Source organism: Gemmatimonadota bacterium (assembly GCA_040882465.1).
Classification (GTDB): domain Bacteria; phylum Gemmatimonadota; class Gemmatimonadetes; order Longimicrobiales; family Gaopeijiaceae; genus JBBEBG01.
The window spans coordinates 44,494-63,984 of record JBBEBG010000029.1 but is presented as its reverse complement, the minus strand read 5'-3'; the positions used below and the strand labels follow the sequence as shown (position 1 = coordinate 63,984).

General features: G+C 66.1%; 18 protein-coding genes. All 18 read left to right on the top strand.

Annotated elements, in window-relative coordinates; all coding sequences use genetic code 11:
- The first annotated feature begins 9 nt into the window (after positions 1 to 9).
- The 18 genes from WEG36_10850 to WEG36_10765 all read left to right on the top strand — a co-directional run bounded on the left by WEG36_10850 (position 10) and on the right by WEG36_10765 (position 19,488).
- The gene (locus tag WEG36_10850) at positions 10 to 1,293 is read left to right on the top strand and encodes an ATP-binding protein (GenBank protein ID MEX1258103.1); all 1,284 of its coding nucleotides are present in this window, start codon (positions 10 to 12) and stop codon (positions 1,291 to 1,293) included.
- Entirely contained in the window at positions 1,290 to 2,696 is a 1,407-nt protein-coding gene (locus tag WEG36_10845) for a sigma-54 dependent transcriptional regulator (GenBank protein MEX1258102.1), read from the top strand. Before WEG36_10850 ends, WEG36_10845 begins: the two co-directional genes overlap by 4 nt.
- Before the next feature lie 125 nt (positions 2,697 to 2,821).
- On the top strand, positions 2,822 to 3,250 hold the full coding sequence (locus tag WEG36_10840; GenBank protein MEX1258101.1) for a prepilin-type N-terminal cleavage/methylation domain-containing protein: 429 nt from the start codon (positions 2,822 to 2,824) through the stop codon (positions 3,248 to 3,250).
- Positions 3,247 to 3,615: a hypothetical protein gene (locus WEG36_10835; protein ID MEX1258100.1), complete on the top strand. Its 369-nt coding sequence runs from the start codon at positions 3,247 to 3,249 to the stop codon at positions 3,613 to 3,615. Before WEG36_10840 ends, WEG36_10835 begins: the two co-directional genes overlap by 4 nt.
- Complete coding sequence (locus WEG36_10830) at positions 3,612 to 4,352, top strand: hypothetical protein (GenBank protein MEX1258099.1); 741 nt, start codon at positions 3,612 to 3,614, stop codon at positions 4,350 to 4,352. The genes WEG36_10835 and WEG36_10830 overlap by 4 nt, the downstream gene beginning before the upstream one ends.
- A complete protein-coding gene (locus WEG36_10825; GenBank protein MEX1258098.1) occupies positions 4,349 to 5,251 on the top strand; it encodes a polymer-forming cytoskeletal protein in 903 nt (300 codons plus the stop codon). Before WEG36_10830 ends, WEG36_10825 begins: the two co-directional genes overlap by 4 nt.
- Positions 5,252 to 5,489: 238 nt before the next feature.
- Entirely contained in the window at positions 5,490 to 5,951 is a 462-nt protein-coding gene (locus WEG36_10820) for a prepilin-type N-terminal cleavage/methylation domain-containing protein (GenBank protein MEX1258097.1), read from the top strand.
- Complete coding sequence (locus WEG36_10815; GenBank protein ID MEX1258096.1) at positions 5,948 to 6,325, top strand: prepilin-type N-terminal cleavage/methylation domain-containing protein; 378 nt, start codon at positions 5,948 to 5,950, stop codon at positions 6,323 to 6,325. The genes WEG36_10820 and WEG36_10815 overlap by 4 nt, the downstream gene beginning before the upstream one ends.
- 215 nt (positions 6,326 to 6,540) lie before the next feature.
- Complete coding sequence (locus tag WEG36_10810; GenBank protein MEX1258095.1) at positions 6,541 to 7,314, top strand: hypothetical protein; 774 nt, start codon at positions 6,541 to 6,543, stop codon at positions 7,312 to 7,314.
- Between the two features lie 47 nt (positions 7,315 to 7,361).
- A complete protein-coding gene (locus tag WEG36_10805) occupies positions 7,362 to 8,600 on the top strand; it encodes a hypothetical protein (GenBank protein MEX1258094.1) in 1,239 nt (412 codons plus the stop codon).
- 134 nt (positions 8,601 to 8,734) lie between these two features.
- Positions 8,735 to 9,772 (top strand): type IV pilus assembly protein PilM, encoded by a 1,038-nt coding sequence (pilM, locus tag WEG36_10800; GenBank protein MEX1258093.1) that lies wholly within the window; start codon positions 8,735 to 8,737, stop codon positions 9,770 to 9,772.
- A 124-nt stretch (positions 9,773 to 9,896) separates the two neighbouring features.
- Positions 9,897 to 10,487 carry a PilN domain-containing protein gene (locus tag WEG36_10795; GenBank protein MEX1258092.1) on the top strand — a complete coding sequence of 197 codons (591 nt, stop codon included), beginning with the start codon at positions 9,897 to 9,899 and terminating at the stop codon, positions 10,485 to 10,487.
- 3 nt (positions 10,488 to 10,490) lie between these two features.
- Complete coding sequence (gene pilO, locus WEG36_10790) at positions 10,491 to 11,105, top strand: type 4a pilus biogenesis protein PilO (GenBank protein ID MEX1258091.1); 615 nt, start codon at positions 10,491 to 10,493, stop codon at positions 11,103 to 11,105.
- Positions 11,102 to 11,722, top strand: a complete 621-nt coding sequence (locus WEG36_10785) for a hypothetical protein (GenBank protein ID MEX1258090.1) — start codon at positions 11,102 to 11,104, stop codon at positions 11,720 to 11,722. The genes pilO and WEG36_10785 overlap by 4 nt, the downstream gene beginning before the upstream one ends.
- A complete protein-coding gene (locus tag WEG36_10780; protein ID MEX1258089.1) occupies positions 11,719 to 13,524 on the top strand; it encodes an AMIN domain-containing protein in 1,806 nt (601 codons plus the stop codon). The genes WEG36_10785 and WEG36_10780 overlap by 4 nt, the downstream gene beginning before the upstream one ends.
- Before the next feature lie 25 nt (positions 13,525 to 13,549).
- Positions 13,550 to 17,563, top strand: a complete 4,014-nt coding sequence (locus WEG36_10775; protein MEX1258088.1) for a hypothetical protein — start codon at positions 13,550 to 13,552, stop codon at positions 17,561 to 17,563.
- A 120-nt stretch (positions 17,564 to 17,683) separates the two neighbouring features.
- Positions 17,684 to 18,904, top strand: a complete 1,221-nt coding sequence (gene aroC / locus WEG36_10770; protein ID MEX1258087.1) for a chorismate synthase — start codon at positions 17,684 to 17,686, stop codon at positions 18,902 to 18,904.
- The gene (locus WEG36_10765; GenBank protein MEX1258086.1) at positions 18,889 to 19,488 is read left to right on the top strand and encodes a shikimate kinase; all 600 of its coding nucleotides are present in this window, start codon (positions 18,889 to 18,891) and stop codon (positions 19,486 to 19,488) included. Before aroC ends, WEG36_10765 begins: the two co-directional genes overlap by 16 nt.
- Positions 19,489 to 19,491 lie beyond the last annotated feature (3 nt).

The following is a 19,491-nucleotide window of genomic DNA, read 5'->3' as shown; positions in this document are numbered from 1 at the left end:
CGGCGGAGGATGACCGCCACCGCCGCGCCGACGTCTCGCCCCCGCCGGTCGGTCCGCCGGGAGCTTCTCGTCTCCATGGCGGTCCTGTTCACAGGCGCCGTTCTTCTCGCACTCGCCGCCCTCGCGGTCACGCTCCCACGGCTGGATTCGCCTGCACAGGGCGCCTTTCTCATCGCAGGGATCGTGACCGCGGACCTCGCGATCACCTTCATCTTCATGCGGTACTTCCTCCAGCGTACCGTCTTTCGACCGCTGGAGCGGATTGCCGCACAGGCGGAGTGGATTGCCGGAGGCGCCTACGAGGAGCGGATCCCGGGGGGCGACGGCGCCGAGCTGGACCGGCTCGCGCAGAGCCTCAACACGATGGCCCAGGCCTTCCTCGCGGACCGTGAAAAACTCGCCGAGAACGTCGTCTCCCTCGATCGGACGAACCAGGATCTCGTGGAGACGACCGAGGAGCTGGTTCGGGCTGCGCGCATGGCTTCGATCGGAACGCTGGCGGCTGGGCTCGCACACGAGGTTGGGAACCCCCTCGGCGCGCTCATGGCCTACCTCGGCGTGGCGCGAAACCGGATGCACTCCGGTGGCGACTCCGAGGGACCGATGGAATCCGCCATGGACGAGGCCCGCCGCATTGACCGCATCGTCCGAAGCGTGCTCGACTTCGCGGATCCGGGGCGGGACGCCGAGGGCCCCCCCACCGTTTCGGTCATCCGAGTGATCGATCGCTCACTGGAGCTTCTCAAGACGCGAGGGGCCCTCGACGGCATAACAGTGACCACACGCGCCGAACCCGGCGATCACATCGTGAACGCACGCCCCCAATACCTCGAACAGGTCCTGGTCAATTTGCTCATGAACGCCTTGTGGGCGGTGCGGGAGTCGGAGAGTCCCGAGATCCTGATTGACCTCAGGGCGGGGCCGGCCGTACGTGACCTCCCCGTCAAGCGGCGGCGTGATGACGATCCGCCGGAAGTGGACTATTCGCACCGCCGGCGAATCCCCCTCCTCTTCTCGGAAGGGACGGCCCGAAGGGCGATGGCCGGTGGCGAGGCGGCCCGCGACGTCGTCTTGATCGTCTCCGATAACGGCCCGGGGATTCCCGCCGACAGCCTCCCCTTCATCTTCGACCCCTTTTATACGACGAAGGAACCGGGGAAGGGCACCGGGGTGGGACTCGCCATCACCACAAGGATCGTGCAGGAACTCGGCGGTCGAATCGAAGCCGGGAATCGCCCGGAGGGTGGGGCGCGCTTCACTGTCAGGCTTCCAGAGGCTTCGGAGGGCGGATGAGAGTTCTTGTCGTGGATGATGATGCTGGACTGCGGAAGTCGCTTTCTCTGATTCTCGGGGACGCGGGTTACACGGTCCAATCTGGGCGCGACGCCACGGAAGGACTCAAGATCGCCCGTGACACCACCCCTGACCTCATCCTCGTGGACGTTCGTATGCCGGGGATGGATGGCCTCGCCTTCCTCGGGAGCTACCGGGAGTCGGGGGGTACGGCGCCCGTAGTCGTCATGACCGCCTACGGAAATATTGACGTCGCCGTGGACGCCACGCGAAAGGGGGCCGCAGACTTCATCGCCAAGCCTTTTGGCGGCGAGGAAATCCTACTCACGCTCAAAAAGGTCGAGGAACGCGAGCGGCTGCGGAACGAGGTGGGGCGCCTTCGCCAGGAGGTGCGTACCGAGAAGCGGTACGGCGAGATCGTGGCACGATCCCCGGAAATGGTGCGGGCCCTCGAGGTGGCGACCAAGGTCGCCCAGCACCCGACTTCGATCCTCATCACCGGGCCGACCGGAACGGGTAAGGAGCTCCTCGCCCGCCTTATCCACCGGGAAAGCGCGCGCGCGTCCGCTCCCTTCGTCGCGGTGAACTGCGGCGCGATTCCCGAAGGGCTCCTCGAATCGCAATTTTTCGGCTACGTGAAGGGTGCGTTTTCCGGTGCGGACTCCGATCGGGAAGGGCTCTTCGAGGCCGCGAACGGCGGGACCCTCTTCCTGGACGAGGTCGGCGAGCTTCCCGAGTCCCTCCAGGTGAAACTTCTGCGGGCCCTCCAGGAAGGCGAGATCCGGCGCGTCGGCGACACCAAGACGAGGGAGGCCGACGTGCGCATCGTGGCGGCCACGAATCGCTTGCTCGAGACCGACGTCGGCGTCGGTCGCTTCCGCGAGGACCTCTACTACCGCATCGCGGTCGTGACGGTCGCACTTCCCCCGCTCAAGGACCGGCCGGAGGACCTTCCCCTCCTCGTCCACCATCTCCTCGACGTTCATCGGCAGCGCCTGAACGTCGAAACCTCGGGAGTGGAGCGTCCGGCGATGGACGCCCTTCTCCAGTATTCATGGCCCGGAAATGTGCGCGAGCTCGGAAACGTCCTCGAGCGGGCGCTTGTGCTGTGCGAAGGTCCACGCATCCGCCTGGAAGACCTCCCGTTGCAAGTGAGGGAACCGGGCGCATCGGGTGGGCTTGGCATCGGAGAAGGACGGGACGACGGCGGCGGCTCCGGCGCTCCCTGGGGCGCGCTGGACGACAACGACCTCTCGGTGAAGCGCCGCTCGGCAGAGTTGGAGCGGCAACTGATCCAGACCGCGCTGAGGCGGACGGGCGGGCATCGCGGAAAGTCTGCCGCCCTCCTCGACCTGAGCGACCGCGCCCTTCGCTATAAGATTCGAGAGTACGGCCTGGAGTAAGCGGCCCGTCTCGGGAAGCCTCCGGCCCCGCGGGGTGCGGTTGAGCGTGGAGTCGCCGACTTCCGCGTAATGCGCGGGCTCGAACAGCCATCCCCACGCCCATACGGGTCGCCGAAGTTTTCGGCATGACTTCGACCCGTGGCTTCACTCTCCCCGAACTCGTCCTCGTCCTCCTCCTCGCCGGGGTTGCCGCCAGTCTCGCGATTGGCCCGGCGATCCACCAGGCCGACGCCCTCCTCCTCAGGGGGGCGCGAGAGGAGTTGATCTCTTTCTTCCGCCGTGCGCGCGGGGAGGCGCGCGCGCATGGCGAGGCTCGCCTCCTTCTCGCCGATGGGGGGGATCCCCTCCTTGTCCTCCCCGACGGGCGACCGCCGGTGCGCCTCCTCCTCAGAGGTCGCGGCGTCGAGTTGGACCTCCTCGGCGCCCGAGCCGATCTGGACCTCCACTTCGGTCCACTCGGGACCGCGCACTTCGCGGCCGCCTCCATTCGGCTGCGGAAGAGGAAGGCGATCCTATCGCTCACGGTCTCCGGATACGGGCGCGTCCGGCGATGAGGGGATGGACGTCTCTCGAATCCAGGGCGGGGGCCTCCCTCGTCGAGCTCGTCGTTGGCCTCACGATCTTGGGGATCGGTGCGGCTCTTTCGGCCCGCACCCTGGAGCTGGCCGCGCGGGAGCTCGACGCCGCCGATCTCGGAGCGCGCGCCACTCTCCTCCTCTCTGAGCTCCATGATGGCGTGTCGTCGGGATTCGCACCCGGGGAGCAAATCGCCGGACCGGGCATCCTCATCCCCTCCGCGGACAGCGGGGCCATTCGGGTGGAATACCATCCGCCTTCCGGAGGGGGACGCGAGGGGGAAGTCGGGGCGGGGTCCGGTTACCACCATCCGCGTAGCTGGTCACTTCCGAGCCGGCCGTGACGGTCCTCCGAAGCCGTTCCGGTGCTCTCCTGGCGGAAGCGATCGTCTCTCTTGCCCTCGGCCTCCTCGTCATCGCGGCCTTTGCCGGTGCACTCGTTGGTTCGCTACGCTGGATCGCGGTGCTCTGGGCTCGGGCCGAAGCGCTCGACGTCGTCCACACGGTTTGGACCGTCCTGGACGAGGAGCTACGATCGGGGATGCCCGGTCGGGACTGGCAGGTCCACGACGGAGGCGACTGGGTAGGTCTCCGGGCCTATCGTGGCCTCGCGCGTGTCTGTACCGTCGAGACCGTACCAGGTCCGTGGCCGGTAGCCTTCAGGGGACGAAGGGAGCCGGAACCGGGGCGCGATTCCGTCCTGGTTCTCGGCGGGGACGGGGGGTGGCGAGCCTTCGCGCTCGAGTCGGTGCAGGGTGGGGGGGAGTGCGTTGCCCGCGAGGGGGAGGTCGCGCAGCGCTGGGGCTGGACGCAGGGTTCGGCTCCTCCGCCGATCCTGGCGCGTCTCTACGAGCGCGGTGAATACCACCTTGCGGATGGGGCGCTGCGGTATCGCCGCGGCGGCGGGGGTCGCCAGCCCCTCACCCCTGAGCGGCTCGGCGCGGGGAGCGCATTCAGCGCAACCGCGAGGGGGCTCGACGTCACGCTCGAACTCGTCCCTCCGAACGGCGGCGCAGGTGAGTTCTACAGCTGGAGTCTAGAGGGGGCGGCGATTCACCCCGGTGCGTCCGGCGGGCCATGACCCTCCGAGGCCGCCTCTCCTCCCCGTGCGGGATGATTCTCCCGGTCGTCCTCTTCCTGACGCTGGCCCTCGGCGGGGCAGCGACCTCCATTCTCGTCCTGGCTCGCGCGGAGCGGGTCGTGGAGAGCGCCGCCCTCCGATACCTGGGAGATCGCGTTCTGAGTGAGGCGGCACTCGCGCGGCTTCCGGGGGACGGAGGATTCTCCCCTGGGGGTTCGAGCCCAGCGGCCACTCCGACGATCGAGCCCCTCGCCACCGATTACATCCTGGGCCGAGCGGGGAGTCGGGTGGGCGGCCCCAGGCACCACGCCCTCCTCTGGCGTCTGAATCCGGATTCCATCGCGGCGACCCTCCCGGGAGCCCTGGAGTTCGGATCCGCCGCGCCGTCCGGCACGATCGAGGCGATGGGACCGGAGTGCCCGGGGGGGTCCGAAACACGCGCGCTGATTCGGCCTCGGCCGCCCCCCTTTCCGGGAGCCGATCCTCCCTTGTTTGAGGGACCTCGACTGGGACCCCTCGGTTTGGATCGGCTCCTCGACGTCGCCACCGTGACGCTCGCAACCGCGGGCACTCTCCCGGAGGGAGAGTCCGTCGAAATCGTGCGCGTCCTCCCCGGAGTAGCCGTCGTCGCGGGGGAAGGCCGCGGAATGATCCTGTCGGAAGGAGATCTCACGATTCGAGGCACGGCGCACGTGCGGGGAATCGTCATGGCGGCCGGGACTATCGAGGTGGGCGGGGAAGCCCTCGTCGAAGGCGTTCTCCTTGCCGGAGGGTCGGTTCGCGTCACCGATCACGGCCGCGTGACAGGCTGCCGAGGGCTCGCGGCCATCGCGCTCTCCCACCCTCGGCTCTCGGGAACTCACGCAGTGTCCGGAGGCGAACGGCTGGGCCGCTTCTAACGAGCATGGTTAGGCGGTTGGCCCGCGAAGACCGGAACTTTGTGTCGAAGCCGGAACCGGCGGCCCCTGAAATCTCGGCCAGGGGGGCCGATTTTTCAGAGACTTTGGAGTCCGCCAGGGTGGCATGGAACTGGCACGATGAGAGGGCGCGGCTAGTCCCGGGGGATGAAGCGATTCCCCGCAACGGGGCCTGCGCGCCGGGGCGGAGGGGCGGGACGCACTCGATGGGCGGGCGGCGATGAGGGATACGAGCGGATTCACATTGATGGAAATGATGGTGGCCCTGGTGGTCGCCGGCGTCCTGAGTGCCATTGCGGTGTCAGGCTTCGGCGACGTGCACGGTCGCCTCACGGTGCGCTCGGCTCGAGCCGCCTTTCTCTCGAGTCATGCACACGCTCGTGCCCTCGCGGTGGAGCGAGGGGGGCTGGTGAGCCTCGTGGCGGACGCGGGGAGTGGGGTCGTTTCCGTTCAGGTCGGCTGTGACGGGCTCGGGGCGGTTCTCGAGTCGCGGGACTTCGCCGATAGTTTCGCGGTCGAACTGGAGGTCAGCGGAGATGCGCTCTCGCTCTGCATGACTCCGAAGGGCGTGGCGAGCCCTGCGTTGAACTCGTTCAACGACGAAGTCGAGGTGGCGTTCGTGCGAGGGACCGCGTCGGTGGCGGTAGTGCTTTTTCCTCTCGGACAGGCGGTCACTCCATGAATCGGGCCGGACTTACGCTGATCGAGATCGTCGTCGCGATGGTCGTGCTGACCGTCGGCGTGTTGGGTCTTGCGGCGGGCACGGGCTGGATGGTCCGGTCCACGGGTCTCACGAAGCTCGACACGAACCGAGCCGTGGCCCTCCAGGCGAGCGTGGAAGTCGTGCGGGGCTCCCCCTTCGCCGTCGTGGGATCGGGATCGGCGAGCCAAGGTGAGTTCGACGTCTCCTGGTCGGTTGTCGAGTCGTCGCCGAACTGGAAGCGCGTGGAGTTCGTGATCGTCGGGCCGGGTCGGGCTCCCGGAAGCATTGGACCCCGGGCGGCAATCGAAAGTTCAGTGGCGGACACACTCGAGTACCGGATCAATCGGCCATGAGCGTAACGAGCGGTCAGTTCCGGGAAGCGGTGCCCGCCCTCCGAACGGATGAGACGCCTGGATTAGCTCGCCTGTCGTCTCGCGGAGCCACCCGCATTTCTGGTCGCTCTTCGATACCGGGTGGGACGGCTGGGTTAGCTCGCCTGTGGGCTCGCAGAGCCAGCCGTAATGCTGGTCGCTCGGCAAGACCGGGCGGGACGGCTGGGTTCACGATCGTGGAACTCATCGTTTCGGCCCTCATCGCAAGCGTGCTCATGGGCGCCGTTTATCGGGTCCTGGTGACGAACCAGCGGGTGTCGGTCGTCCAGAGTGAACAGGTCGCGGGACACCAGACGGTGCGTGCCGGAATCGACCTGCTCACGCAGGAGCTGAGGGAAGTGAGTGCGGCCGGTGGAGATCTTCTCGTCATCGAGGAAGACCGGGTGTCCTTTCGCGCCCTCCGCGCCCACGGCCTCGTCTGTGTGGTCGGATCCGTGACCACGCCAGTCCTGAGAGCGGCGGTCATGACCCGTCCCTTCCTGGAGGGCGAATCGCTCTACGTCTTCGCCGATCTCGATCCCGAAACGGCGGCGGACGACGCCTGGCTCGAGACGACGATTCAGGATGCCGAGGATGAACAGACGTGCGGGGCCGACAACCATCCGGCCCAGAACCTCACCGTGACTGGCTTCGACGCCACGGACTGGACTTGGATCCGTCAGGGGGCGCCGCTGAGATCCTGGGAAGAAATCGAGTACACGGTGGAGGAATTCTCGGGGGAACTGTACCTCGTACGGGTCGCAGGGGGCTCGGTCGCACGGCTGGTGGGGCCGCTCCGCGATGAAGACGGACTCCGCTTCGACTACTTCGATGAGGACGGAGATCCAGCCGCGACCCCGGCGCAGGTTCGAATCGTCACTCTCGAACTCAGGACAGCCTCGCTCGCCACGACGGAGAGCGGCGGGGCGATCGGGGACAGCCTGACCACCTCCGTGCAGCTCAGAAACTGACGAAAACGACAACAGTGAAAGAACTTACAAGAGAAGAGGTCTTCAAGATGAGCGAGTCACTGAGGTGTGAATTTGTGTCCAGGGGAGTGGCAGGTGTCGCGCGGCCATGCGCTACATCGCGGGGCTTCGCACTGCCCGCGGCCGTGTTCGCCCTCGTCGTGGTTGGTGTGTTGGTGACCGGGGGGATCGTTCTCGCGACCCAGGAATCACGCATCGGGCAGGCGACGGAACGCGGCTCTCAGGCCTTCTACGTCGCGGAGAACGGCATGAACACCGTTCTCGGTACGTACAACCCTGGAGCGAGCACGCTTACCGTTTGGGGAAATACCGAGACGATCAATGGATCCTCTCCGCAGGGTGCTTGGGAGGCGGAGGTCCGAAAGGTGGACGATCGGCTCTTCTTCGTGATTACGACGGGCACCGTTCCGGCTCCCATGGGCGCTGAGGCCAGCCGTACGCTCGGCATTCTCGCGCGAGTCCTCTCGGTGGATCTCGCGCCCCCGGCGGCGCTCGTGACGCGGGGCGACGTGACCGTTCGCGGATCCGCGCAGATCCGCGGAGAGGATCAAAATCCCGCGGGCTGGGGCGCGGATCTGTGCCCGAGTCCCCTGGAGGATCTCCCCGCGGTGGTCACCGACGTCGCCACACCCCCGCGGACCGTGACGACCCAGGGAAACGCGGTAGTGAGCGGGTCCCCGGAGGCACACGTCGAGGATCCGAATCTGAACGCGGAGAGCTTCCAGCAGTTCGGCGACACGACTTGGGAAGACCTCGCGGCGATGGCGACCATCACCCTTCCGGGCGGAAGCCACAACGGGATGACCCCGTCTCTCACGGGTTCAGGGGCATGCAACTACGCGGACCCCATGAACTGGGGGGATCCCAACGACCCGTCCGGAGCCTGTGGGAGCTACTTCCCGATCGTCTACATCAACGGGAACGCAAATCTCCAGTCCAACGGGCGGGGGCAAGGAATCCTGCTCGTCGATGGCGACTTGGACCTCAGAGGTTCGTTCCACTACTACGGAATCATCATCGTGCAGGGGGAGTTCGGCGTCCAGGGCTCGGGGCAGGACGCCCCGCGCGTGTCGGGCGGTGTCATGTCCGCCAACCTGGCCATTCTTGGGGACACGCTCGCGGGCGGGGAGCAGTCCTTCGTCGGGTCCTCCATCGTTCGCAATTCCCGATGCGCGGTCCAGCGGGCGGTCATGAACAACTCGGCACTCAATCGGCTGGCCCCGCTCGCGGAACGCGGGTGGGTCGACATCACGGGGGCATCGTTCTGAGCAAAAACAGTTCACGGAGGTACAGGAACCCCGAGGGCTTGCGGAATTACTTGCTTGACAACATTCGATGACGGGTGGTAACCTGTTATCGCCTAAGGGAAAAATCTGTTTACTCTAAGGCGGCATAGACTTCGATGGGCCTATTCGGACAAAAAAAGACCTCGATCGGCCTCGACATAGGGAGCGGTTTCGTGAAGCTCGTCGAGGTGGACCACTCCGGGGACTATCCGGAAGTGGTTCGGATCGCAATGAGACCCCTCCTCCCCGACGCCATCGTGGAGGGGGAAATCATGGATCCTGGACTGGTATCCGAAACCGTAAGGGAGCTCGTCGCCGAGTCCGGCCTCAAGAAGAAGGAGGTCGTGACCGCGGTCGGCGGCCACGACGTGATCATCAAGAAGATCGAGATGGACCGGATGAAGGAGTCGGACGCACGCGAGGTGATCCGTTGGGAAGCCGAGCAGCATGTGCCCTTCGACATCAACAGCGTGGAGCTCGACTTCGAGATTCTGGATCCGGATTCGGACGGCCTTCAGATGCAGGTTCTGCTGGTCGCGGCGAAAAGGGAGCTCGTGGAAAACAAGGTCGCGCTCCTCGCCGAGGCGGGGCTGTCGCCTCGTCTCATCGACGTGGACGCTTTCGCGCTTCATAACGCGTTCGAGCGAAATTATCCCGAGGGGATGCAGGGGATCGTTGCGCTCGTGAATGTCGGACACGAGATGACGAACGTGAACATTCTCGAGGACGGGAGTCCGATCCTCACGCGCGACATTCCCTTCGGCTCCCGGAAAATGCGTGAGGATCTGCAGAGAGAGCGGGGCCTCACAGCCGAAGCGGCCGACGAGCTCCTCCAGGCTAAGGTGCGCCCACAGGACATCATGGCTTTTGTCCGCGGCAGCGCCGACGAAGTTGCCGTGGGTGTCGAACGGGCTGCCGCCTTCTTGACCACGCGGGACTCGGGAGCCGGGCTCGGCCGCATCTACCTCTCGGGCGGCGGAGCGCGGATCTCCGGGCTCGCCGAAGCGATTGGGGGGCGCCTCGCCGTCGAGACGATCCTCGTCAATCCATTCGAGAGGATCCCCGTCCGCGCTGGGACGCCGACCAACCTGGTCCTCGACGAGGTGGGTCCGATGCTCCTTCTCCCCCTGGGTCTGGCGCTCCGCGCTCCATGACCGAGATGCGGAGGATCGGGTGATCGAGGTAGACCTCAGGCCCGGCGCCCGGAGGAAATCCTCTCGCGGGCCCAAGTTTTCTTTCTCGCTTCCCAAGTTCGGGGGTGGGGGGAAGGCGCCCAGGATGGGCCGCTGGTCCATGGCGGCGGGAATCGCCGTGATCGGAGTCCTCGGGGGCGCCGCCTGGCTCTTCCTGGGGGTCATCGGCGTCGCCGAAGAGCTCCAAGTTCAGATTGAGCTCCAGCAGGCGGATTCCGCGCGATTTTCCGAGATCATTCGCCGGACTGGAGTGCTTCAAGCTCGCCGCGACACGATCGCGCGGCGGGTTGCCGTGATTCAGGACATCGACGACGCGCGATATCTTTGGCCTCACCTGATGGACGAGGTCGGGCGAGCGCTCCCGGACTACACCTGGCTTACCCGCATGACGGAGGTGACCGGGGGGGGAGCGGAAGTCCTCTTCCGACTGGAAGGACAGTCGGGAACCTACTTCGGGCTCACGACGCTGATGGAGAACCTCGAGGCGTCGCCCTTCATCGAACGCGTGTCGCTCATCTCCTCCGAGCAGGTCTCCGTTCCGACCGGACCCGGGACCAGCCAGTTCGTCTACTCGTTTACTCTCGAAGGGTTCAGCCGCGAACCTCCCCCGGAAGTGATCGAGCTCATTCCCCTCTTCGGGCCATCGGTGGTTCCGCCCGGCGTGCAGGGGGACTGAGCGATGTCACTCCTCCCCAAGGAGAGGAACCATCAGATCGCGCTGATCATCATCATCGCGGCGATCTCCGTCGGTTATGGATTCTACGAGTATTGGTACACGCCCCAGCTCGACGGGATAGACTCGCTTCAGGCCCGGCTGGACGGCCTCGAGAACCGCAATCGGCAGGCGCGTGTGGTGGAGGCCCGAAGCGCCGATCTCGAAGACGATCTCGTGATCTACGAGCGGCACGTCCGGCGGCTCGAGGAACTCATCCCCCAAAATGACGAAGTGCCCGCGCTCCTGAACAGCATCGTGCTCGAGGCGCGGCGCGTGGGAGTAGAGATGGGGGCGCTGAATCCAGGTCCCAGCGAAGCGGGCGAGTTCTATACGGAGCAGAGCTACGAGGTCGCCGTGGTGGGGGACTTCCATCCCGTCGGCCGGTTTCTGGCTTCCATCGCCTCCCTTTCACGAATCATCACGCCGATTGGGCTGGACGTGGAGCCTTACACCGGTACACCTCCCCAAGAAACGATGGTGGCTCCCGTCACCGCGCGCTTCCGCGTCCTCACGTACGTCCTCCCTGGCGCCGCCGGCGTGGCTGCCGTCCCCGCGGACGTCGGGAGGGTCAACGAATGAGTGGGGGACTGAAAGCCATGGCAACCGCGGCGCTCCTGGCAGGCGGGACCCTGAACGGGGACCCGATCTTCGCGCAGCAGCAAACGTCTCCGGGAGGAACTCCGCTAGACGTCCCCGCGGATACGATCGAGCTCGTGTACGACCGTGAAGTCTTCAGCTATCCGGGTTACGACCGGAGGAATCCATTTCGTCCTCTCACCGGGGCGGCTTCGGTGGGTCCGCGCTTCGAGGATCTGGTGCTCATGGGCCGGATCATCTCTTCGAATCCGGCTTCATCCATCGCCCTCGTGGGAGCGCGGCAACCAGGCACTCAGCAGGGCGGTGCCCCGGAGCGAACCTATCGCCTCAGGGTCGGTGACATCCTCGGCGACATCAGGCTTCTGGAGATCCGCGACCAAATGGTTCTCCTGGAAGTCGTGGAGTTCGGGTTGAGGGAAACGCGCATGTTGGAGCTCAGGCGGAACTTTAGCACGCCCGATCCGGCCATCGCGGCCGTGCAGGATGCCCAGGACCGACCTGCCCCCGAGCAAGCCCCGGCGGGTGGCTCCGTGGAGAACGCCGCTCCCGATGGGGCGCACGCGCACACCGCCTTGAACGGTAACGGAGGGTGGTCATGACTTCGGTATGGGCAACTTGGACCGTCGCACTCCTGATGGCGACTGGCGTCAGAGCGGACGGCACCGCCGCCGGAGACGTGACCGGATTACAGATCCTTCCGTCGGCCCAGAAGACCGAGGTGGTCATCGCGGTCGCCGGAGGCGTGGAGACGCGCGACTTCATGATGGAGGGCCCCCATCGAATCGTGGTGGACCTCATCAACGCGCGCTTTCTCCTTCCCCGAGAGAGCTTCGAGAATCTCGGGCGGGGCGGCGTGCAGACGATTCGCGCAAGCCAGTATTCGGACGACATCGTCCGGATCGTACTCGAAGTCCTGGGACCGGTCGGGTACTCGCTCTCGTCGGGGGACGGCTACGTCCGTATCTCCCTCGAAAACCCCTGGGGAGACTTTGAGCCTTGGGCTTCCGCGACCTCGGTTTCGTCCCCTGCCTCGACCGGTGTCGCCTCTGCATTGCTCACGCCCGCGGCGGCCGCGGCGACGGCCAGCCGCCCGCGCTGGAGCGGCCTGGCGCCGCAGCAGTTCGTGGACCCGATTTCGGTCACTTACGTGAACACTCCCATCCTCGAAGTCCTCTTCGACTTCGCGGAATTCTCGAATCGTTCGATCGTGCCGGGCGCGGGGGTCACGGGGACCGTCAACCTGGATATTCGCGGCCAGCCCTGGGACATCGCGCTCCAGGCGATCCTCGAGTCCCAGGGGCTCGCGGCCGAAGAGCTGGCGTCGGGGATCATTTTGGTGGATCAACTCTCCGCGCTTCAGAGTCGCGAAGAGGTCGAGCAGGTTGTGACCCGCACGTTCCGCGTCAACTACGCGACTGCATCCGAGCTCCAGACTTCGATCGAGACTCTCCTGAGCGAGCGTGGCAGCGTCGCCGTCAGCACATCCACCAATCAGCTGGTGGTGACCGACATCCCGCGGGTCATGGCCTCCGTCGAACAGCTTGTGAACGGGCTCGATCTGCGGACTCCCGAAGTGATGATCTCGGCGAAGATTTTCTTCGTGAACCGGACGGACCTGCAGGAGTTCGGCATCACCTACGATCTCAAGGACTCGCAGGGGAACCAGCTCAATCAACTCACGCCGGGAGGGATCGACGTAAACGGAGATGGTCAGATCAGCGTTGATCCCGAGGATGGAGAGGTAGTCGGGGTCGGGACGAACGTCGTCGCCCTCGGAGGGAATTCGATCGCGGCGCTCGGGAACGCGAACCAGCGGGTCACCGGGCCGGCGCTCCAACTCCTCACCTCGCTGATCATGGGGCGCCATACCCTGATCTCCTTCGTGGAAGCACTGCAGTCGGTCAATCTGAGCGACGTCCAGTCCGCGCAGTCCACGCGCGTTCTCGACAATCGTCTCGGACGAATCGTGGTTGGCGAACGCACCCCGATCCGCGTCGTGGACGCGGGAGCGGCTGGTGGCGGCCAACAGGCGGGCGCGCAGTTCCCGCAGGCCACGGTCCAGATCGAGGAGACCGGGATCATCCTCGAGGTGACGCCGCACGTGACGGCCGGAGATCTCATCTGGATGGATGTCCGCGCGGAAAGGTCGGGCCTAGAGATCTCTCCGAACGCCGACATCGGCTTCATCTTCAACACACAGTCCGTGGACACGCAGGTTCTGGTCCCGGACGGCGAAACCGTGGTCATCGGCGGCCTCACTGTCACCGAGCTGACGCAGTCGCGGGCAGGGATCCCCCTTCTTCAGGACCTTCCCCTCATCGGGCGATTTTTCCGACTGTCCCGGGAACAGACGATCCAGCGGGACCTCCTGATCCTGGTCACTCCCGAGATCAGTCGCTGACGTGACGACTCCGATGATTGGCCCCTTGGCACGCGCCGCTCGGCGGCGGAGACGCTGGAGAGCCCCCGTAACGGGCGCTCTTGTCGCGCTTGCCGCATGGGGGTGCGAAGGCCAGAACCTCTTCGGGCCGGGCGTCGGCATCGGTCCGCAGATCATCAACTTCCTCCTCCCGCCCTCCGTGATGTCGGGCGGGCTCCTGTCCGTTGAAACCCGAGCCGTGGCACTCGTGCGGGTGGACTCGATCGTCCTGACCGCGACCGGAGGCGAGTTCGCTTTCCGGCGCGTCCAGATGTCGCAGAACAACGAAACGGACTTCTCGGCCGGGACGGACTTCGAGATTCCAAAACCGATTACGGACACCCTCGTCGTGGTCACCGCGATCGCGTACGACGCCCAGGGAAACCGAAGCCTTCCGAGCGTGGACACGGTCCGGGCCATTGATACGACGCCGCCGACCACGACACTCGCGGTCGGACAGGGGGTCGTCGGACAGGGAAAGAGCTTCGACATCGAAGTGCAGGGGGAGGATAACATCGGGTTGCGGGCGATCGGCTATCAGATGCTCTCGCCGGCGCAGCAGCAGGTGGCGCGGGACTCCGTCCTGATCGGCGGCCTCGTGAACGTGGCCCAATTCACCTTCGATGTCCCCATTGATTTCCCCCTTGGCGACTATGCGCTGAATCCCTTTGCGTGGGACCTCGAGGGGAATTTCGGGATGGGGATGGAAGCCGACTCGATCGAGGTCATCTTCATTGACGAAGAGGACCCGGTCGTGGACATCCAGCTTCCGGCGCCGGGCCTCCAGGTGGCCGAGGCCGACTCGGTTCTGGTGCGCGTGCGGGTCACCGACAACGACAAGGTGTCGCTGGTGAGGATCGAAGGCGTCGCCTTCCGAGGCGACCCGGATCTCGGGACCTTCGAGGTCATCGACCGCTACAATCCTTGGAACATCAACCTCGTCCAGGCTTCAGCGGACACCACGCTCACCCGCTTCCTCAAAGCGAACGCACTCATCGGCGCGGAAATGGTCCAGGTGATCGTCACCGCGACCGACAGGCAAGACAATGTCTCCGCCGACACCGTCTCGATCCAGATCCTGGCGGACGAGAGTCCCCCCGTGGTCGTCATCAATGCCCCCGGGACCGGCGCCATCTTCAACATCGGGGATTCGATCTCGCTCCTGGCGACGGTCTCCGATCCCAACGGTTTCGTGAAGAGCGGCGTCGTTTCGGTGCGATTCCAGGGGATCTCTCTCCGCGGCGACCCCGATCTCCTCGCGGAGGAGGAGATCGTCCGGTTCCAGCCGCGGGAGGTCCAGCTCGATCCGCCGCGCATCCTCCCGCAGCAGATCCTCCGCCTGATGATCCCGGTGCCAGATACGACGGAGGAGGCCGTCCACTTCATCGTGACGGCCACCGACGCCCGTGGGAACGTCGCCGCCGATACGATCACGGTGACACTGACGGCAACGGAGGAGCTCGCCCCCTCGATCCAGATCCTGAATCCCACGGTGGACTCCGGCTCATCTCTCACGGATTCCATCTTCGTGCGGGCCCGGATCCAGCATCCCATCGGGGTGGCCCGCGTCATCTTTTCGGGGGTTGCCCACCGGGGAGATCGTGACCTGGGAACACACCAGGAGGTTCTCCGCTACGCGCCCAAGGTCGTGGACTTCAGTAGTCCGCTTCCCATGGACACGATCATTGCCCGTTTCCTCCAGCCGCTCGGTACCGTTTCGGAGTCCGTGTATATCCGGGTCGTGGCGGAGGATGCGTTCGGAGTCGTCGGCCGCGATTCGGTCCTGATCACGATGGGTGGACCCTCGGTCCAACTCCCCGACCTCGTGGACGGGCAATCCATTTCGGCCGGCCAGGCGCTCCCGATCCGGGTGACGGCCACGGACCCGGCCGGGGTGAACCTGGTACGTGTCGAGATCAGCGGCGCGGACACGGCCACCCTCGAAGACTTCGTGCTGGCCGGCCAGAATCCGAATGCCATAGACCTGACTTTCGACTACACGATTCCCGCGCTCGCATCGGGTCCGCTGACGATTCGGGCCACCGCGCGCAACACGAACGGTATCTTCGGAACCGCGCCGCTCGTGACCCTGAACGTCATCAGTGGGGGCGGCGGGGTAGACGGAATCGCCCCCGAAGTGCGGATCCTCATCGAGCCCCAGGGAGCGGTCGGCGACCCGAATCGGATCGAGGTGACCGACTCGATCCGGGTGAGCGTCACCGCGCGCGACAACGCCGGTGGCTCGGGGGTCCAGCGGACCGGATACACCGTGCGGGTGGTCCGGCGAGACAACCAGGCGGACACGCTCTGGCTTGCCGATACGATCTCGACGGGCGGTGGCGTGGGCGGCACCGTCACGCGGGTCTTCAGGCTCCGCGCGCTCGAAGACTTCGTGGACTCCCTCGGTGACCCGTTCTATGACCCGGTCAATCGCCCGGACACACTCGATCTCGACTTCTTCGGGTGGTCCATGGACGCGATGGGGAACTGCGCGGCGGCGGTGTCGTCCACCCTCTTCCAGCGACTCGGTTGCGCCACCGTAACGGACGGCGGCGACGACTTCACAGTCGCGACGGGAGAGACTGGACAGCACGTGGTCCTGGCCCTGGTCTCAGGCGAAACGGTTCGCCTCCCGGCCGGCGGATCCATCGCCGACGCGGCGATCCATGCCCCCGAGGGCCTCCTCATTCTCTCGAATATCTCGCTCGGGCATCTCGAGGTTTTCGACCTCGCGACGCGGACGTATGAGAGTCCGATTCTCGTTGGGTCCGACCCGTGGGGGCTCGCCCCGGGACTGATTGACGAAAACCTCCTCTTCGTGGCGAATTCGGGGGGGACGAACATCTCGAGGGTCGATGTGGGCGGGCGCATGGAGCTGAATCGAATCTCCACGCCGAATACGCTCCTCTGGGACGTGCAGGAGTCGGTGAACCAGGGTCAGGTGAACTTCACGGCGATTCCCTTCGACTTCTCCGACCGGCCCCAGTTCGTGGCCGAAGACGTTGCGGGTCGGCTCGTGTATTCGACACGGCCCACGGGAGCCGCGCCGGACGGAACGATTCGGCTCGTGGACTTCGGAGTCGGACCGACGCCCGAGGTTCTGCTCTTCACGGGGCATGGTCGGACGACGCCCTCGGACGGCTGGCGGGCGTTGGGGAATGTGGATCGGGCCTTCACCGAGCCCGGCGGCATCTTCTTGCGCACGCACCAGCCGGGAACCCCGGCGACTGAATTCACCACGGCAGTCTACACGGGCGTGTGCCCCACGGACGGAACCTGCGGCGCTTTCGCCGAACTGCTCGGCGACGTCTCCACCGCCGTCCCTGCCGACCCCCTCTTCTGGCCCGTCGGATTCCAGGGCCGGTGGGACATCGAGTCCGTGGGGCTCACCGACACCACCTTTATCGCGAGGTCGGGTGACGGAAGCGTCGTGGCGATCGGCGAAGGCGCCACGGCGACGACGGGCCGGATCTTCCTCTGGCGGGCCGCGGACGAGTCCATCACGGACGCGATCACCGTAGTGGACCTCGTCGGGAACGCGGCCGAGCGGGTCTTGGGCGTGGCGATGAATCAGGACGGGACGATGGGCGTTGGACGCGGGTTGTTCGGCGTATACTTCTTCGACAGGGATCTCCGCCTCATCGGGAGCCCGGCGATTTCCGCCGGAGGCGGCGGCGTGGCGTTGCACCCGACGCACACCGGAGAAGGGCTCGCAACACCGGCGAATCGGGCGTACGCATTCGTTCCGGTAGGGAACAACCGGGTCGAGATCTACGACACCCGTAACTACTTCCGGAGTGGCCATGTGCATATCCGAGACACCATCGTCGGACCGGTGCGCTCGACCCTTCCGTTCCCGGGCGACAATGCGGGACTGACCTGCGGGACAGACGGTTCTGGGGCTGTCATTTTGGCAGGGTCCGACGACGCATGCGTCGCCGTGAAGCTTTACGGGGTCGGGAGCCAGGGCGGCGTGGTCGTCATCAACGTCACCAAGGCGGACATCCTCCGTGGGCCCTGATGCGCGCTTCCGGGGTGACGGCCATCAGGCCGGACCCTCCTGAGGAGAGCGCGTCATTCCTGACCGGTATTCGCCACGCCCGGTCTGGACACGTTCCAGACCGGGCGTGAGCTTACCTCGATGACGCTCCTTCGCAGCATTTCTTTTGGGACCGCCGGGGAATCCCACGGGAGGGGACTCGTGGCCTTCCTCGAAGGGATCCCCGCCGGTCTTTCTCTGGAAATGGCGCGGGACGTGGACCCTCATCTGGCGAGGCGCCAGGGCGGACATGGCCGCGGGCGCCGGATGGAGATCGAGTCGGACCGGGCCGAGATCATCTCCGGGGTCCGCCTCGGCGAGACGCTCGGGTCTCCGATCTCCATGCTCATCTGGAATCGGGACTGGGAAAACTGGACCACGGCGATGAGCCCCCTGCCTCCCCCCGCCGACGAGAACCCGAAAGCGTTACGCGCCATGTACCTCCCCCGCCCAGGTCATGCCGACCTGGTCGGCGTGCTGAAATACAACCGACGGGACACTCGCGACATCCTGGAGCGGGCCAGCGCCCGGGAGACCGCGGCCCGCGTGGCCTGTGCCGCCGTGGCGCGCCGCCTCCTTTCCGAGTTCGGGATCGAGATCGGGAGTCACGTTCGCTCCATCGGGGACGTCGAGGCGCGCCCTCCCGAGGCGCTTCCCGACGACCTGAATGGGGCGGCAGATATTTCACCGGTTCGCACTCTCGATCCCGAGGCGAGCGCGCGGATGGTGGAGGCGATCGACCGGGCCAGGGACGCAGGCGACACCCTCGGTGGGGTCTTCGAGGTCGTCGCGACCGGGGTTCCCGTCGGGCTGGGAAGCCACGTCAGCTGGGACCGAAAGCTGGACGGCCGCCTCGCGGGTGCGATGATGTCCATCCAGGCGATCAAGGGAGTCGAGATCGGGCTCGGTTTCGAGGGGGCCCGGCGTCCGGGCTCCCGCGTTCACGACCCGATCGTACGGAGCAGCGCGGCCGACCGCGCGGGGGGATTCGCGCGCTCCTCCAATGGAGCCGGGGGGCTCGAAGGGGGCGTCACTACGGGCGAGCCGATCGTGGTTCGCGGCGCGATGAAGCCGATCTCGACGCTCATGAAGCAGCGCCTCCCTTCGGTGGACCTCCGCGATGGGAGCGCCCAGGAGGCCGCCACGGAGCGGAGCGACGTCTGCGCGGTCCCCGCTGCCGCAGTGGTGGGCGAGGCGATGGTCGCGCTCGTCGTTGCGGACGCGTTCATGGAAAAATTCGCGGGGGACTCCATCCAGGAGACACGCCGGAACTTCGAGGGATACCTCGCGTACCTGTCCGAGCGCGGTTGGGGCGAACGCTGACGGTGGCGCCGGCCCCGGATGCGCACCTGCCGGGACACCCCGCCGAGCTTCCCTTTCGGCGCATCCTCCTCGTGGGATTCATGGGGAGCGGGAAGAGCACGGTGGGTGCTCTCCTCGCGCGGGAGCTCGGGTGGAGTTTCGTGGATCTCGATTCCGTCCTCGAGGAGAGGGCCGGGCGCACGATCCCGGAGATCTTTCGCGAGGAAGGGGAGGCGGCCTTCCGGGAAACCGAGGCGCGCGTGGCCGGCGAATTCCTCGAGGAGACGGCAGTCGTCCTCGCCTCGGGGGGCGGGTGGCCGTGCCACGAGGGACGAATGGAGTCGGTCGGAGAAGGGACCCTTTCCGTCTGGCTTCGGGTTCCGGGTGCGGAGGTATGGGAGCGCGTGAGCCGAGAACCGGGGTCGCGTCCCCTCCTCCGGGTTTCGCGACCGCGAGAGCGGATCGAGGAGCTCCTCGCGGCGCGGGAGCCCCATTACAAAAAAGCGGCGTGGTGGGTCGAGACGGGGAACCGCCGCCCCGAGGAAATCGTTCGGTTGGTGATGGACCATTTGGCGACCGATCCGGAGCGGCCTCTTCGAGCCTGAGGG

Excerpts from the sequence above, each read along its gene's own strand:
- WEG36_10850 (MEX1258103.1), top strand. The coding sequence starts at position 10 with ATGACCGCCACCGCCGCGCCGACGTCTCGCCCCCGCCGGTCGGTCCGC.
- WEG36_10845 (MEX1258102.1), top strand. The coding sequence starts at position 1,290 with ATGAGAGTTCTTGTCGTGGATGATGATGCTGGACTGCGGAAGTCGCTT.
- WEG36_10840 (MEX1258101.1), top strand. The coding sequence starts at position 2,822 with ATGACTTCGACCCGTGGCTTCACTCTCCCCGAACTCGTCCTCGTCCTC.
- WEG36_10835 (MEX1258100.1), top strand. The coding sequence starts at position 3,247 with ATGAGGGGATGGACGTCTCTCGAATCCAGGGCGGGGGCCTCCCTCGTC.
- WEG36_10825 (MEX1258098.1), top strand. The coding sequence starts at position 4,349 with ATGACCCTCCGAGGCCGCCTCTCCTCCCCGTGCGGGATGATTCTCCCG.
- WEG36_10820 (MEX1258097.1), top strand. The coding sequence starts at position 5,490 with ATGAGGGATACGAGCGGATTCACATTGATGGAAATGATGGTGGCCCTG.
- WEG36_10815 (MEX1258096.1), top strand. The coding sequence starts at position 5,948 with ATGAATCGGGCCGGACTTACGCTGATCGAGATCGTCGTCGCGATGGTC.
- WEG36_10805 (MEX1258094.1), top strand. The coding sequence starts at position 7,362 with ATGAGCGAGTCACTGAGGTGTGAATTTGTGTCCAGGGGAGTGGCAGGT.
- pilM (MEX1258093.1), top strand. The coding sequence starts at position 8,735 with ATGGGCCTATTCGGACAAAAAAAGACCTCGATCGGCCTCGACATAGGG.
- WEG36_10795 (MEX1258092.1), top strand. The coding sequence starts at position 9,897 with ATGGGCCGCTGGTCCATGGCGGCGGGAATCGCCGTGATCGGAGTCCTC.
- pilO (MEX1258091.1), top strand. The coding sequence starts at position 10,491 with ATGTCACTCCTCCCCAAGGAGAGGAACCATCAGATCGCGCTGATCATC.
- WEG36_10785 (MEX1258090.1), top strand. The coding sequence starts at position 11,102 with ATGAGTGGGGGACTGAAAGCCATGGCAACCGCGGCGCTCCTGGCAGGC.
- WEG36_10780 (MEX1258089.1), top strand. The coding sequence starts at position 11,719 with ATGACTTCGGTATGGGCAACTTGGACCGTCGCACTCCTGATGGCGACT.
- aroC (MEX1258087.1), top strand. The coding sequence starts at position 17,684 with ATGACGCTCCTTCGCAGCATTTCTTTTGGGACCGCCGGGGAATCCCAC.